The 14,371-nt window shown below is 61.2% G+C and carries 12 protein-coding genes; 5 read left to right on the top strand and 7 right to left on the bottom strand.

Going from position 1 to position 14,371, the window contains the following annotated elements; genetic code table 11:
• Positions 1 to 132: 132 nt before the first annotated feature.
• From ACDK93_RS16720 to ACDK93_RS16730, 3 genes are all read right to left on the bottom strand, one after another.
• Complete coding sequence (locus ACDK93_RS16720) at positions 133 to 1,125, bottom strand: aspartyl/asparaginyl beta-hydroxylase domain-containing protein (RefSeq protein ID WP_458070112.1); 993 nt, start codon at positions 1,123 to 1,125, stop codon at positions 133 to 135.
• A 53-nt stretch (positions 1,126 to 1,178) separates the two neighbouring features.
• Positions 1,179 to 3,023 (bottom strand): sulfotransferase, encoded by a 1,845-nt coding sequence (locus ACDK93_RS16725; RefSeq protein ID WP_458070114.1) that lies wholly within the window; start codon positions 3,021 to 3,023, stop codon positions 1,179 to 1,181.
• A 209-nt stretch (positions 3,024 to 3,232) separates the two neighbouring features.
• Positions 3,233 to 3,883 carry a TetR/AcrR family transcriptional regulator gene (locus ACDK93_RS16730; RefSeq protein ID WP_458070116.1) on the bottom strand — a complete coding sequence of 217 codons (651 nt, stop codon included), beginning with the start codon at positions 3,881 to 3,883 and terminating at the stop codon, positions 3,233 to 3,235.
• 272 nt (positions 3,884 to 4,155) lie between these two features.
• On the opposite strand from ACDK93_RS16730, the gene ACDK93_RS16735 reads away from it, so the two are divergent.
• On the top strand, positions 4,156 to 4,815 hold the full coding sequence (locus ACDK93_RS16735) for a protein-L-isoaspartate O-methyltransferase family protein (protein ID WP_458070117.1): 660 nt from the start codon (positions 4,156 to 4,158) through the stop codon (positions 4,813 to 4,815).
• A 33-nt stretch (positions 4,816 to 4,848) separates the two neighbouring features.
• A complete protein-coding gene (locus ACDK93_RS16740; protein WP_458070119.1) occupies positions 4,849 to 6,279 on the top strand; it encodes a TolC family outer membrane protein in 1,431 nt (476 codons plus the stop codon).
• Between the two features lie 66 nt (positions 6,280 to 6,345).
• Here ACDK93_RS16740 and waaA read toward each other — a convergent pair whose 3' ends face one another.
• Positions 6,346 to 7,611 carry a lipid IV(A) 3-deoxy-D-manno-octulosonic acid transferase gene (gene waaA, locus ACDK93_RS16745; RefSeq protein WP_458072511.1) on the bottom strand — a complete coding sequence of 422 codons (1,266 nt, stop codon included), beginning with the start codon at positions 7,609 to 7,611 and terminating at the stop codon, positions 6,346 to 6,348.
• A gap of 104 nt (positions 7,612 to 7,715) precedes the next feature.
• On the opposite strand from waaA, the gene lpxL reads away from it, so the two are divergent.
• The 3 genes from lpxL to ACDK93_RS16760 all read left to right on the top strand — a co-directional run bounded on the left by lpxL (position 7,716) and on the right by ACDK93_RS16760 (position 10,617).
• Positions 7,716 to 8,633, top strand: a complete 918-nt coding sequence (lpxL, locus tag ACDK93_RS16750) for an LpxL/LpxP family Kdo(2)-lipid IV(A) lauroyl/palmitoleoyl acyltransferase (RefSeq protein WP_458070120.1) — start codon at positions 7,716 to 7,718, stop codon at positions 8,631 to 8,633.
• 110 nt (positions 8,634 to 8,743) lie between these two features.
• On the top strand, positions 8,744 to 9,490 hold the full coding sequence (locus ACDK93_RS16755) for a polysaccharide deacetylase family protein (RefSeq protein WP_458070122.1): 747 nt from the start codon (positions 8,744 to 8,746) through the stop codon (positions 9,488 to 9,490).
• On the top strand, positions 9,487 to 10,617 hold the full coding sequence (locus tag ACDK93_RS16760; RefSeq protein WP_458070123.1) for a glycosyltransferase family 4 protein: 1,131 nt from the start codon (positions 9,487 to 9,489) through the stop codon (positions 10,615 to 10,617). The genes ACDK93_RS16755 and ACDK93_RS16760 overlap by 4 nt, the downstream gene beginning before the upstream one ends.
• A gap of 96 nt (positions 10,618 to 10,713) precedes the next feature.
• On the opposite strand, the gene ACDK93_RS16765 is transcribed toward ACDK93_RS16760, so the two are convergent.
• From ACDK93_RS16765 to ACDK93_RS16775, 3 genes are all read right to left on the bottom strand, one after another.
• Positions 10,714 to 11,409, bottom strand: coding sequence for a hypothetical protein (locus ACDK93_RS16765; RefSeq protein ID WP_458070125.1), 696 nt, complete (start codon positions 11,407 to 11,409; stop codon positions 10,714 to 10,716).
• A 196-nt stretch (positions 11,410 to 11,605) separates the two neighbouring features.
• A complete protein-coding gene (locus ACDK93_RS16770; RefSeq protein ID WP_458070126.1) occupies positions 11,606 to 14,119 on the bottom strand; it encodes a S53 family peptidase in 2,514 nt (837 codons plus the stop codon).
• 13 nt (positions 14,120 to 14,132) lie between these two features.
• Positions 14,133 to 14,282 carry a hypothetical protein gene (locus ACDK93_RS16775; RefSeq protein ID WP_458070127.1) on the bottom strand — a complete coding sequence of 50 codons (150 nt, stop codon included), beginning with the start codon at positions 14,280 to 14,282 and terminating at the stop codon, positions 14,133 to 14,135.
• Positions 14,283 to 14,371: the final 89 nt, after the last annotated feature.

A 14,371-nucleotide genomic window follows, 5' to 3' on the forward strand; every position in this document is an offset into this window, starting at 1 on the left:
AACAGCTTTCACCGGCAGCGCCCTACAAAGACCACTAGCGTAGAAATGTCGTTGGCAAGGCCGAGTGAAGAACGGGTCGAGCGATTCTCGCTGTTGTAGCGATCCGGCCACCGCACCCTGCGCCGGACAAGCCTATTTGGCACCTGCGGACGCCGGCACACGCGGCTCGTCCGCTGCCGCAGCCACCTCATGATCCGCCAGCGCAACGCGCAACAGCATGGCACGCAGCGTGGATAGAAAATCCGCGCCGTTGACGAGGCGCAGTGGTAACGCGGCCTGGGCCATCGCGCTCTCGAACGCGTCGAGCTCCCTGCGATACAGAGGCCACGCGGATACGTCATCACCGTGCTCGGCCCAGAGCGACTGCCACACCGTCTGCAGCTGCGTGATCATCTGGTGGACAATGCCGAGCTGCGGGTGGGGAATGATGTCGCGCAGCAGGAATCCGAAATGTTCGCGCATCTCCCACGGCGTCATCACCGTGGGCACATTGACGGATTCGAAGCGCAGGGGTGGCCCGCTGCCCGAGTCGAAAGAAACGGGATGCGCTGTCCAGCCGCTGAAGTCGCCCGCACCGGGCGCGCGGCCCTTGCCGACCAGATCCCAGAAGCGGGCGCTGCCGACGGTATCGGCCACCAGATGGACGCGCTCCTCGTCTGCGGCATTGATAACACGATGCGAGCGCCACGTATCGAATATCCAGCACTCGCCCGGCGCCATGTTGACCTCGGCATCCCCGCAGAGGAAACGCACGCTCGGCTGCGTCAGAATGGGGACATGAACGCGCACACGCTCACGCCAGTAGTAGTTGATGTCGGCGTGCGGACTGACCTCGGCCTGACCGCTGAGTTTCATCAAACGGGTTCGACCCCAGACCCCGCCAAGCGTCAACAGTACCTGCATCAGATAGGGACACTCGGCCAGATACGGCGTCGGCCGCATCACACCCGAAACCGCGTCACTGTCGGGATCGCCGTCAACGGAGATCAGCGGCAGGGCGAAGTTCCCCGGAAATTTCTGCGGATGCTCGCGCCAGCGGCTACCATCCAGCGCAGCGAGTTCCCGCCTCAGCAGGTCGGCATCGAATTGCAGCGGCAGCTGGACAAAGGGGACCTGCAGTTTCATGGCGTGTTCTTGCTCGATGGTTGAAGCGACGCATGCGCGCGGCCCAGTATCCCTCATTGCGCCATGAATCGTTCCAGCCGGGCAAGCGTTGGCTGAAGGGCCGGAAGCATTTCGTTGATCAGGGCTTCGTGGCGTCGCCACTTGTCCGGGGCGGGCTCGGATACGGTGAACCGAGAAAGTGGAAGCGTTCCGTCGATGGGGCGATCCCAGGCCAGGCCGAGCACCGCACACAGGCGCTCCATTTCCTGCTCAGGATTGGCCAGTATGTCGTCGTAACGCACCACGTGCACACGGTCGGCGGGCATGGCCGAAAGATCGTCCAGCAACGCGTTTGTCGTGGTTTTCCACTGGGCCGCGACGATTTCCTGCAGCGGCCGCCCGATCAGCTCGCGCCAACCGGGCACCAGCAGCAGGGACCACGATGGTCCAGTCCACCCCGGCAGCTTGGGGTACGTGCGAAACCTGCCCGACTGCCAAGCCTCGATCATGCTGCTCAGCGTCTGACGTATATCGCGATGCAGATAGACGAAATGGCCGTCTGAAAATATCTTTGCCAGGAACGGAATGCGCAGCGCGTTTTTCGGCGTTTTTTCCAGCATTCGCACCGGCAGCTGCGGCGGCGCGTGGCCGTCGCGGTCGCGCAGTTCGGCCAGGAATCGCTGACGCAGCACCGCTCCTAACTCGGCCGTGGCGTCGTTCGCCTGAAGGCGGTTTGATGCGAAATCACGGTTAGCCGGGTTCAGGGCCGGCACGCCCTCGATCAGGGCGTGGCTTTCCTGACCGATCGTGTAAAGATCCCTCGCCTGTGCCAGCGTTTCGAACAGCAGGGTGGAGCCCGAACGCGGCGACGAAATAATGAAAACGGGACGCTCAAAGACCTCATCACGATTCGCCGGAGCTTCCACTGCCGCCGTCTCGGGCTTGTCGGGCTTGCGCGGTTCATAGGCGCCCAGCTCGCCACCCTGGTCGGCGAGCGCCACGTCCAGCAGCATCGGCTTCAGGATGTTCAGCACCTTGGCGCCGTGAATTGCGCGCAAGGATGGCCCCGCCGCGCGCATCTCGGCATCGAAACGATCCAGCGCCTCGCGGTAGATCGGCCATCCCGTGCGATCGGTACCGTACTGCGCCCACAGCGTTCTCCACGTGGCAACGAGCCGCGAGGAAATTGCCTGAGCCTGCGCCAGCTCCGGGTGGGGCAATACTTCGCCGAACAGAAAGACCAGATGGCTCTGCAGCTCCCACGGCGTCATGACCTCGGGGACGTTGACCGACTCGCACGCGAGTTCGGGGAAATGATCGTTCACGGCAGCGATGGGTTCCGCCTGCCAGCCGCCGAGGCTGCTTTTTCCCGGAGCGCGGCCGCGGTTCACCAGGTTCCAGAAACCGTCGCTGCCGACGGTGTCTGCCACCAGGTGGATGCGTTCGTCATCGTCGCCATTGATAACCCGATGGTTACGCCAGGTATCAAAAATCCAGCACTCGCCGGCCGCCATGTTCACTTCACTGTCGCCGCAGATGAAGCGGACGGTAGGCTTGGTCAGGATCGGCACATGCACGCGCGTGCGCTCTCGCCAGTAATAGCTGACGTCCGCGTGTGGCGTGACCTCTGCATGCCCGCTGAGCTTCATCAGACGCGTGCGGCCCCACACGGCGCCGAGACGGTGCAAGACCTGGGTCAGATACGGCGACTGCTGCAAATACGGTGTGGGACGCATCGGACCATTGATGGCGTCGATGTCCGGATCCCCGTTCACGGCGATGAGCGGCAAGGCGAAATTGCCGGGAAAATTCTGCGGATGCCTGCGCCAGCAGCTGTCATCCAGTGCCTGGATTTCGGCCGCCAGCCTGCCCGCATCAAACTGTACCGGCAGCTGGACGAAGGGAACGGAAAGTTTCATCTTGGAGCCCCGGACCTTGCGGTGGATCGCACCGTCGATACTACGGAACTTGGCGGCCTTTTTGTCACGAAGTCACGACGCGCAAGGCCCTGGTTCGGTCAATGGGCCTGACGGCAGGCTAGCCGCACGGCTGCGTCGCTTTCCCACGCGCGGCGTGGCTGCGCCGCCACGGGCCCGATGGCGCCGAGCCTGTCCGGCATTGCGCGGATTCAACGGGTCCTGTAAGCGCGCAGAAAGGTCGCTACGCCCGCTTTGGCGATGGTCTCGATCTCTGCGGCTGCGGTGTCCGGGCACTCATCGCAGGCGCATAAACGACGAAGCAGCAGGTCGCCCTTGATCAGCGACATGAACTGGATGGCTGCCGTCTTGACGCAGGAAATTTCCAGCACGCCGTCGTCGACCGCATCCTGAAAAAGCTGCTCCATCAGTCGATGGTTGCGGGCCGGACCCTCCTCCCACAAGAGCTTGCCGTAGCGAGGGTTGCCCTGACGGCAGTCGCTGAGAATGGCGCGAAACGTGCCCACACTCTCTCGCTGGCAGTCGATCAGCATGTGCGCGTTCGCGATTTTTTTCAGAATATCGCCGATGTCGACATTCGGGTCGTAGGCGTAGATTTCCTCCGGCAACCAGTCCTGCACGCGCGAGCGAATGACTTCACGGAAGAGGTTGTCCTTGTCGCCAAAATGGCTGTAGACGGTGAGCTTGGATACGCCGGCGTCGGCCGCGATGGCATCCATGCTGGTTCCAGCAAACGCATTGCGCACGAACAATGCCTTCGCCGCAGCGAGAATGGCCGCACGCTTTTCCATATCCTTGGGGCGCCCGGGCCCCTGGGGTCTGATTTGCGCGCTGATACTCATGCCCGCACCTTCACAAATGATGATTCGAGCTTTATTATACGCAGCGGTTCAATTATTTTCCAAACACCTGTTTCAAAGCGTTCAGAGACGGCGCCCGCGAAAACCCGCGGTTCGCGACGTGACGGCAGTCAGCTTGTTGCGGTGACTTCCGGCACTTCGAAGGCCGCGTCACAACCGGCACGCTGTGATTGCACCTTTGCTGCGTTGTCGGGCTCCCGCTGCTGCAACTATCCTTTTCCACCTTCCTTTTGATCGACACGGGACACGAAACAATGGCAATGAACTTCGATCAGGCGCGCTTGAACATGGTGGAAAACCAGGTACGCCCCTGGGAAGTGCTCGATGGTCGCGTGCTGGACGTCATCGGCAAAATTCATCGCGAGGACTTCGTTGCGCCCGCGCATCGCCAGCTCGCTTTCGCGGACCTGTGTCTGCCGCTCGGCCACGGCGAAGTGATGATGAAGCCGGTGGTCGAGGGCCGCGTGCTGCAGGCGCTGGACCTGAAGCTTACCGATCGCGTCCTTGAAATAGGCACCGGCTCGGGATTTCTCACCGCCTGCCTGGCCAGCCTCTCGGCCCACGTTACCAGTGTCGATATCCATGCCGATTTCACCGTTGCTGCAACCAGGCGCTTGCAAAATGCCGGCATCCAAAACGTCAGCCTCGTAACGGGCGAAGCCGTTGACAGTTGGGAGCCGGGCGAACTGTTCGACGCACTGGTCGTCACCGGAGCCGTATCGAGCATGCCGCCACGCTGGCTGAACTGGCTGAAGACGGGCGCGCGCGCGCTGGTCATACGTGGCCATTCGCCGGTGCAGCATGCCACCTTGCTGACCCACGAAGGCGCCGGACGTTATCGGGAAGAAACGCTTTTTGAAACCGACCTGCCGTATATCACTCATGCCGAACCGCTGAAGCGTTTCGTCTTTTAAGTTCGCCCCCGACCGATTTCCACGAGGCACCCCATGCGTTTGAAGCTGCTCTCCCTGGCGTTGGTTCTCGCCGCCATTTCGCTGCCCGGCCATAGCGAAGACCTCCTCGACACCTACCGTCAGGCGCGCGCCAACGACCCCGTGCTGCAGCAGGCCGACGCGACCAATCTCTCCACGCGCGAAGGCGTGCCGCAGGCGCGGGCGCTGCTGCTGCCGCAGATTTCCGCCAGTTACGGGCTGACCCAGACTAGCGGCGGCAGCTCGTCGAGCGGCAGCCTTTCAGGCGTCGGCGGCACCAGTTATCTGTGCGACGGCATCGCCGCGGGAACCGGCACCTACGCGTGCACCGGCCCACTGTCGGATGGCACGACGGGCGGCAATTCCAGCACCGGTCACGTGCGCACGCGCAATCTCTCCGGCCAGATCGATCAGGTGATCTTCGATTTCAGCAAGATCGCCGACCTTCAGGCCGCGCACGCCACGGCGGATGCGGGCGAGCAGACGTACCAGTCGGCCGAGCAGGATTTGTACGTACGCGTCGCGACAGCATATTTCACCATCCTCACCGACGAGGACGCACTGACCTTCGCCAAGGCGAACGAAGACGCCTACAAGAAGCAGTACGAGCAGGCCGACGCACAGTTCAAGGCGGGCACCGCCGCAATCACCGGTGCCTATCAGGCGAAGGCGGCGTACGAAGCGGCCAAGGCCCAGACCATCACGGCGCAGAACACGCTCAACGACGCGCGCGAAGCGCTCACGCAAATCACCGGACAACCGGTCGGCGAACTGAAAAAGCTGCGGGACGATCTGCCGCTCGACCCGCCCGTGCCGGCCGACCCGAATGCGTGGGTGCAGGATGCGATCAAGTACAACCCCAGCATCCTCTCGCAGCAGTACACCGTCACCGCTTACGAGCACGACATCAGTGCGGCGCGCGCCGGGCACCTGCCCACCCTCAATGCCACCGCCAGCCGCGCGAAGAGCACGGAGTGGCTGCAGAACGGCAGCGCGGCGGCATACACCGGCAACGGCCGCTTCGGCAACACGATCGGTGTGACGCTCTCGGTACCGATTTTTTCCGGCGGTGCGGTGCAGTCGCGCGTGCGCCAGTCGATTTACCAGCGCGATGCGGCGAAGGATTCGCTGGAGTCGCAGCGCCGGCTGGTCATTCGCACGACGCTCAACTACTACCGCTCGATACTGGCGGACATCGAGGAAGTGCAGTCGGGCAAGTCCGCCGTGGAATCCGGACAGAAGGCGCTGGATGCCACCCGCGCCGGCTTCAATGTCGGCACGCAGACCATCATCAATGTGCTCAACGCGATCCAGACGCTGACCTCGGCCGAAAACACCTACTCGCAGGCGCGTCATCAGCTGGTGCTGGACAAGCTCAACCTGCAGTACTCGGTTGGACGGATCGAGTACAAGGATCTGCAGGACGCCAACGTACTGCTGCAGTAGCCGCAGCCGCCGCGCTCAGCGCGTGCTTCGGGTAAAAAAGCGGGCCATTCGGCCCGTTTTTTTTGACTATTCCTGCAGCAGGCTGTCGATCATCCGCATGATCCGGTGCACTGCGCCGCGCTCGCGGTCGAAGACCGTCTGCGCCGCCTGCCCCATCCGCTCGCGCTTGGCCGGATCCAGCAGCAGCGCCAGTACGTCCGGGCCAAGAGCCTCGGTACTGGCCACGCGTTCCGCGCCGCCCTGCTGCATCAGGCTGACGGTGATTTCCTCGAAATTGAAAGTGTGCGGTCCCACCAGTACTGGTATCGACAGCGCCGCCGGCTCGAGCACGTTATGCCCGCCGATCGGCACCAGGCTGCCGCCGACGAAAGCCACTTCCGAAGCCGCAAAAAACGGCATCAGCCGACCCATCGCATCGATCACGAAGACCTGGTGCATCGGCAGCGGCAGGCCGTCGACGCTGTAGCTGGCCGTGGTGAAACCCAGACTTCGTACGGATTGCTCGACTGCACGAAACCGTTCCGGATGGCGTGGCGCCAGCAGCAGCAGCGCATCGGGCAGGCGCTTGAGCACCTCCAGATGCGCCTGCAGCACGGCCAGCTCCTCGCCCTCGTGCGTGCTGGCCGCCATCCACACCGGGCGCCGCGCGCCCCAGTGCTCACGCATCGCGGCGCCGTCGGTAACCGCACCGCAGGGGATCGGCATGTCGAACTTCATGTTGCCGGTCACCACCAGTTGCCGCGGATCGGCGCCCAGCAACCGATAGCGCGCTGCATCGGTGCGCGACTGCGCGGCGATCTGCCGAACGCAGCGCAGCGACGATCGCACCAGGCTGCGCAGGGGCTTGTAACCCCGCAGCGAACGCTCCGACAGGCGCGCATTGACGATCATCAGCGGAATGCCGCGATTGCGGCAGGCGAAATAGAGGTTTGGCCAGATTTCGGTTTCCACGATGAGAGCGAGCTGGGGCCGCACGCGCTGCATGAAGCGGTTTACCGAAAACGGCAGGTCGTACGGCAGGTAGACGTGGAACACGCTCTCGCCAAACAGCTGATGCACCCGCGCCGTGCCGGTGGGCGTTACCGTGGTGATGACCAGCGGGGCGTTCGGATAATCGCGTTGCAGTGCCTTGATCAGCGGCTCGGCCGCATTGACTTCGCCGACCGAAACGGCATGGATCCACAGGCTGCCGTTGAAGCCTGGCGCTTCGAAAATGCCGAACCGCTCCGGCCAGCGCCGGTGATACGGCCGCGAACGCACGCCGCGGGCCAGCAGCCTGAGCACCAGCAGTGGCGTGACCAGATACATCGCAATGGTGTACAGAAAACGCAGCAAGAGTCCGCCGATCAGCCGATCAATCAACGTTGAAGTATAGCCACAGCGATTGGGGCGAGCCGCCGCAGGGGCGGCCCGTTACAATGGCACGGATGCCAGGCATGCCACGCCCCCGTTTCAACCGATCGCTGCTCGCACCTCGGCATTGGCCGGCGTGGGTCGGGGTGGCCGTGATCTGGCTGATCGCCAGGCTTCCCTACGCCGCGCTGCTCTGGCTGGGCCGTCGGCTCGGCGGACTGGTGATGCGCGTGCCGTCGGCACGGCGGCACATCGCCGAAACCAATATCGCATTGTGCTACCCCGAGCTCGATGCGGCGGCACAACGTCGGCTGGTCGATGACAATCTGCGCGACATCGGCTTGATGCTGGTGGAGTTCGCGCTGGGCTGGATGGGCAGCGAAAGGAAGATCGCGGGCATTCCCATCGTCATCGAGGGGCTGGAGCATCTGGAGCAGGCGCGCGCCCGGGGTCAGGGCGTGCTGCTGGTGGGTGGCCACTTTTCGCACCTCGAGCTCTGCGCGAGGCTCGTTTCGCAGCGCATCCGCATTTCCGGCATGTACCGCAAGATGGACTCGGCGGTGTTCGAGTGGGCCGTGCTGCGCGCCCGACTGGACTACGCCACCACCATGTTCGACAAGGACGACCTTCGTGGCACGGTGAAATACCTGCGCAGCGGCGGCACGCTGTGGTACGCGCCCGACCAGGACATGCGCAGCAAGGACAGCGTGTTCGTGCCGTTTTTCGGCGTGCCGGCCGCCACCATCACCGCGACACATCATCTGGCGCGACTGTCGGGCGCCGCGGTGATTCCGTTTTTCCACCGCCGCCTGCCCGATGGGGCCGGCTATGCGCTTCGCCTGGGTGCGCCGCTGGAAAACGTTCCCAGTGCCGACGCGCTGGATGACACCGCGAGAGTGAACGGCTGCATCGAGCAGATGGTGCGCGAGTCGCCCGAACAATATCTGTGGGTGCACAAGCGCTTCAAAAGTCGACCTGAAGGGCAGCCAACGCTCTACTGAGCGCGACAGATTGGCGACAGGAATCCGCCCCAGAATCGCGCATCGCTCGCGCTAGCTGCGCTGCCAGACCGGCAGCGCACTCCGGGCAGCTCAAGGAAGATTGCGCGTCCATGACTTCACCCGCCAAAACCAAACGAGCGGCGATTCCGATTCTGATGTATCACAACATCGCGTCGGCGCCGCGCGATCTTGCGGTCTATCGCAGCCTGTATGTAAGCCCCGGCGCATTCAGCCGACAGATGTGGCTGCTGCGCAAGCTGGGCTATACCGGTCTGTCGGTCAGCGCAGCCGAGCCCTATCTGCGTGGCGAAAAGAGCGGACGGGTGGCGGTCATCACGCTCGACGATGGATACGCGGACAACGTGCAGTCCGCGATGCCGATACTGCAAAAGTTCGGCTTCAGCGCCACCTGTTATGTCGTCAGCGGCCAGATCGGTCGCTACAACAGTTGGGACGACCACCGCCTGGGCATCCGGAAAAAGTTGATGACCGCCGAGCAGCTTCGCGCATGGCGCGACGGCGGCATGGAAGTCGGCGCGCATACGCGCAGCCATCCACGCCTCACCCAATGCACCGAGCCGCAGCTGCACAGCGAAATTCGCGGCTGCAAGGATGAGCTGGAAGATCGCATCGGTAGCGAGGTGACCCAGTTCTGCTACCCGTACGGCGATGAAAACGAGCGCGTAGTCGAAGCAACCCGCGAAGCCGGCTTCAGCACGGCTACCACTACGCATCGCGGCCGCGCCATCGCCGGCGACGACCTGTGGCGACTGCCGCGGATGCAGGTCGCCCGCCACCACTGGCTGCCGCAGTTTGCGATGAAAGTCTTTTCCGATTACGAGGATCGGCGTCGATGAAATTCCTGTTTGTCGGCACCAACCCGGAACATACCGGGGCGGCAACCCATTTTGTGGCGCTGGCACAGGCCATGGCACAGGCCGGCCACGACGTCAGCGCCGTGGTGTATCCGGACGGCCTGATTTCGCACGGCCTGAGCCAGTCGAATGTCCGCCTGCACCACGCGCGGTTCCGCAACATCTTCGATTTGCGTGGCTATCGCGCCGTTTTTGCCGCGGCGAAAGAGCAAAAGCCCGACTGGCTCGTCGGCAATTTCGGCAAGGAGTACTGGCCGCTGATTCTCTGTGGCCGACTGCTCGGCGCAAAGGTTGCCCTGTTCCGTCACCGCACGCCGGCGATGAGCCGGATCTCGGCTTACTTTCTGCCGCGGCTCGCCGATCGATTTTTCGCCGTATCCAAATATGCACGACAGGCCTATCTCGACAGCGGGATCCCGCCCGAGCTGGTGCAGATTCTGTACAACCCGGTAAATATGGACATCTACAAACCGGACCCCGAAAAGGGCCGCCGGGCGCGCCGCCAGCTTGGGATACCCGAAGACGCGATCGTGGTCGGCTACTTTGGCCGCATGAGCGATGGCAAAGGCATCTTCACCCTTCTCGAAGCCGCCAGCGCAGCAATGCGCGACGAACCAAGGCTGCACTGCCTGTGGGTCGGCGACGGTCCCGATGCAGCGGATCTTCGCGGGCGCGTCGCGTCACATCGTGAAACGGCGCATCGCCATCATTTCACCGGCTGGATGGAGGAAGTACATCCCCTCTACAACGCCATCTCGATGCTTGCGTTTCCGTCAAAACGCCCAGAAACCTTCGGCCGTGTTTCCGTGGAGGCGCAAGCTTGCGGCGTTCCGGTTCTGGGGAGTGATGTCGGTGGCGTGCCTGAGACATTGCTGGCTGACATTACGGGTGTGCTTTTGCCGCCAGCCCAGGTAACAGCTTGGCGCGACGCCATCGTGAAATTGACAGACAAGGCCCTTCTGCAGGAAATGAGCAGGGCTGCAAACGCGTTCGTGTCGCAGCACTTCAGTACGTTAATCGTTGCCGAAAATTTTTCGCAAATTCTGGCCACTGCCGGTTCAGAAACAAAGGCCGAAGAAGCCATGTCAGTTTTGCGCAACTCGCTTTAGCAAACTCAAAGAGCGCGCGATATGGGTACGGGATCAAGGCACACGACGGTCCGCATCTGGAGAGATCCGGGCTCTGCCCACAAGGCCTGAACAAGCTCACCTGCCTGGGCGTTCGCTTGATAGCCTGGCCTCACGAAGCTGTAGCGCGCGCTCATACAAGCGAACATCCTTGGCGTGAAACGCACGCACCTTTTTGAGAAAACCTTGATCGAATTCGCGATACGCATTCGTCTTCGCCGTGATGTTTTCTCGCTGCGGCACCAGTTCCGACGATAGAAACTGTCGTGCGAAACAGAGCAGGTCTTCTTGGTAGTGCTCGCTTATGCCGATGAAGGCAAAATTTTCCAGCGGAAAGCACCAGAGATATTGCGTGTATATATTCTGGAATTTTTCGCTGAGACAGAACTCCTCCAGCGTCCACCGCTCCTCTACGACTTGACGGTGATGAGGCGCAGCCGTTCGCTCGCTGTAGCTTTCCTGCCAGTAGTGGTAGTGGGAAATCAGCCTGGCTGCCGGCTCCCTCATCCACGTGATGAAGGTGAGATCTCGTATCAGACTCAAAGGCCGGTATTTGAACGGCAAGAAATGGCCGTGGACGCAATCGACACCAGCCAAACCTTGCCTAAATATTTTTGCGCCTGAAAGCATCGCTTCTTTGCGCCGCCTGTACGTCGTCTTGCTGATCGCCTGATCATCGTAGTCGCCACGATAACGATCGCCAAAATGATTCGCCAGCGAAACCCTGAAGCTCGTTCCGGCGGTCTTTGGCAAATGTAGCGAGATGATGGTCATCGCGCTTCATTCTCCACATCGATGGCGTCCTGCATAGCCATAGTGATCAAGTTAGTCCGTGACATGTTGTCGATTACGTCCAACTGTCAATTCCAGAGCAGCACGTTCGCACATGAAAAATCCCCGGCGGCAAGCCACCGGGGATCAGTAGTTTTGCTTTTGGCACTTTCCGTGCCGAAAGTCGCCCGCCTTCTGCTTACTTTAGCGTCACAGCCTTCGGTGCTATCGGTGGCATCGGGGGAGCACCCACGAACGCGCGCCATGCGATCAGCAGGTTCCTGGTGTTTACGGAACCAAGACCGGCAGCAAAACTCCAGCCCGGATGTGCCGAGTACGCCTTGTTCGACGGCGTATAGCTTGTCGGCGCAGCATCCGTCGTGGTGAGGCCAAAGTTCAGGTAAACCGGATTTCCGTCCTTATCCGTCGCGCCTTGAGTGGTGTTGTAGAAATAGCAATTTTCGGTGTTGAAGTTGTAGTAACCCTCACCCGGTGTCGAGGTCACGCTATAGCAACCGGACGAGATCGAGCCTCGCGTCACGTTGTGAAATACGCAGCCGTCCGTGCCGGTAGCGCCGTTGTCGGCATTGCACGTTGCGAGGCTGCTACCTGCACTTGCCGAGCCGCCGTATTCATCGGCTGCAAGCGCGTACAAGGTGGGTGCCGCGTTGCCCTGATTCGCAGCCAAGCCGCGATCAGAAAGACCCTGATCGATCAGCGCCTGGATGCCGGCGAACATCGGCGAAGCGAGCGAGGTGCCGCCCGACAATCCTACGTTGGCGGGATTGGGCGCATCCGAAGTAGGCGAGGTAAAGTCGGGTGTGCAAACGTAGAGCGAAGAGCAGACCGACACGAAGGTATTGTCACCAAACGAACCGGCAAACAGGGACACGTCCGGCAGATCGCGCGACTGATCTTTTGCGGCGCCGAAAACCTGACGCTGCCACACCGGCTTGCGATCGACCGACGACGGACCGCCGCTGCCAGCTTCGGACGTCTCATAGACCTTCGAATAGTAGGTGGCCACGTCCGGATTGCCCGGCGTACCCGTGCCGAACGATGCGCGGATGGCGTCATTGCAGAAACCTACGGGACGGGTGTATCCGAGCGATTTGGCCGCCACGCCGTTGCCGCAGGATTGATTCCATGGAATCTCCGGCACGTACGACAATGCCGTGCCACCGACTGCACTTGGCGTGGAGGCAAAATACTGGCTGGTGGTGCCGTCGATGATGTCGGCCAGATCGGTACCACCGACGCCGGTGACATTTGGGGAGGTCGCGAACGAGTTGGCGTCGACACCGGTTGCGCCGTAGTAGCCATTGATCAGCGCGCCGTTGAAGCTGGGATTGGAGCCCGAATCACCGGTGGAAACGAACACCGAAATACCTTCGACGTCCGCCTGTGCCCACATCAGGTCGATAGCCGACTTGCTTGGCGAGTCGGTGAAAAATTCACCATAGCCATAGCTGGCGCTGATGATATTCGGGCGACTCCCGTCCGCCGCATTGATCAGGTTATCGGCGGCAAGATAGACGCCACCAAAGAAGTTAGTCGTTTCTGGATCCACTCCATTTGCTTGAGATGCATCAGCGCAAGTTGCCACCACGATATTCGCGCCAGGAGCTATAGCGGTAGACCATTCTGCATCGAGCAGCGTTTCGCCATCATCCGGGTCGTAGTACTTCGTACCGGGGGTGTTTACCGTGTCGGGATCCAGGCAGTTGTTTGTGCCCGCGATCGGCGCTGGGTGCGTCAACGCAAATGTGCCGCCGTATTGCTGCAGATTGAACACCGACGTGAAGTTGGTCCAGTCACTCTGGATCATGTTGTTATCTTCTACGACCGCGATAGTGATGCCTTTGCCGGTCACGCCGTTGGCGCGAATATCGCGGATGCCGTACATGGTCATCATGTCATTCGGCACCAGGGCGCGAATCTGACCCTGCGGGTTGTAGCCGGTGTAACCGACGTTGATGGCCTGGCTCTTCCCGCCCGTTTTCGCCGAGACACCGGGTTGATTCAGAACGAGGCTTTTCTTCTTTGCATCCCACTTCGCCGTCTTGAGCTTGGGGCGCAACGCTTTCGGATGGAAATCGTTGAGGCCCATTACACCAGCTACAACACCATTCAACGCCGCCGGAATCTGGATATCACCGGAATTGGCAAGGTGCTGTTCCTTGTTCTGGCCGACCTCATAAATGCCTTCCTGAGTGTGGAAGGCATTTTTGATCTGGCCGGAGGTACCGCTGAAGTCAATCTGGGTCTTGTTTGGGTAGACGTTGTTGACGGTAAAGCCCTGCGACTTCAGCCAAGAGGTCACGGCGGCGATGTCACTGTCGGCTACGCCATAGCTTTCACCAAACTGCTTCGGTGTCAGCCACTGGTGGAAGCGCGAGGATTTCGGGTTGTGCTGGTCGGCAATAAGACCCGCCAGTGCAGCTTGACGCGCAGCGCTGGGCTTGAGAATCAACTGCATATGATTCATCTTCACCGAGTCGGCAAGCGTCTTGACTGGCGCCTTCCTTTCCACGAAGCCAAGGTGGGTCCTGGCGATCAAGGAAAGATTGTTGTTGTTGACTGTCTGGGTGACCCGCGCTGCCTCCGAGGTGTTACCGGCGAAACTAAGCGCCTGCGCCGGTTGTGAAAAAACGGACGCGCCTGCAAGAGCAGTCGCGATGGATGCACTGAGAATGAAATGCCCGTGTTTCATGGTTGAAGCTCCCTTAATCAATAAGTTGGTCAAAAATTTTTGCCACAACTGCCGGATCACTTTTCAACGCTGAACCCTTGGCCAGCACAGTCCCAAATGCCCTCCCCGGGTTTTTCCCTGTACCACCTCTCGCTTTTTCAATCAAAAGCCCTTTTTGCCACATGAATCCACGCCGATACCGCTCTGAATTGTTCACCCAAATCAGCTAGATAGGCAGCGAGTAACACAGAATTTTCTGGAGCCCCACCGGGC

The organism is Rhodanobacter sp. BL-MT-08 (genome assembly GCF_054161255.1).

Bases quoted from the DNA above. Each gene is read 5' to 3' on its own strand.
- ACDK93_RS16720 (WP_458070112.1), bottom strand. From the start codon at position 1,125: ATGAAACTGCAGGTCCCCTTTGTCCAGCTGCCGCTGCAATTCGATGCC.
- ACDK93_RS16725 (WP_458070114.1), bottom strand. From the start codon at position 3,023: ATGAAACTTTCCGTTCCCTTCGTCCAGCTGCCGGTACAGTTTGATGCG.
- ACDK93_RS16730 (WP_458070116.1), bottom strand. From the start codon at position 3,883: ATGAGTATCAGCGCGCAAATCAGACCCCAGGGGCCCGGGCGCCCCAAG.
- ACDK93_RS16735 (WP_458070117.1), top strand. From the start codon at position 4,156: ATGGCAATGAACTTCGATCAGGCGCGCTTGAACATGGTGGAAAACCAG.
- ACDK93_RS16740 (WP_458070119.1), top strand. From the start codon at position 4,849: ATGCGTTTGAAGCTGCTCTCCCTGGCGTTGGTTCTCGCCGCCATTTCG.
- lpxL (WP_458070120.1), top strand. From the start codon at position 7,716: ATGCCACGCCCCCGTTTCAACCGATCGCTGCTCGCACCTCGGCATTGG.
- ACDK93_RS16755 (WP_458070122.1), top strand. From the start codon at position 8,744: ATGACTTCACCCGCCAAAACCAAACGAGCGGCGATTCCGATTCTGATG.
- ACDK93_RS16760 (WP_458070123.1), top strand. From the start codon at position 9,487: ATGAAATTCCTGTTTGTCGGCACCAACCCGGAACATACCGGGGCGGCA.
- ACDK93_RS16765 (WP_458070125.1), bottom strand. From the start codon at position 11,409: ATGACCATCATCTCGCTACATTTGCCAAAGACCGCCGGAACGAGCTTC.
- ACDK93_RS16770 (WP_458070126.1), bottom strand. From the start codon at position 14,119: ATGAAACACGGGCATTTCATTCTCAGTGCATCCATCGCGACTGCTCTT.
- ACDK93_RS16775 (WP_458070127.1), bottom strand. From the start codon at position 14,282: ATGTGGCAAAAAGGGCTTTTGATTGAAAAAGCGAGAGGTGGTACAGGG.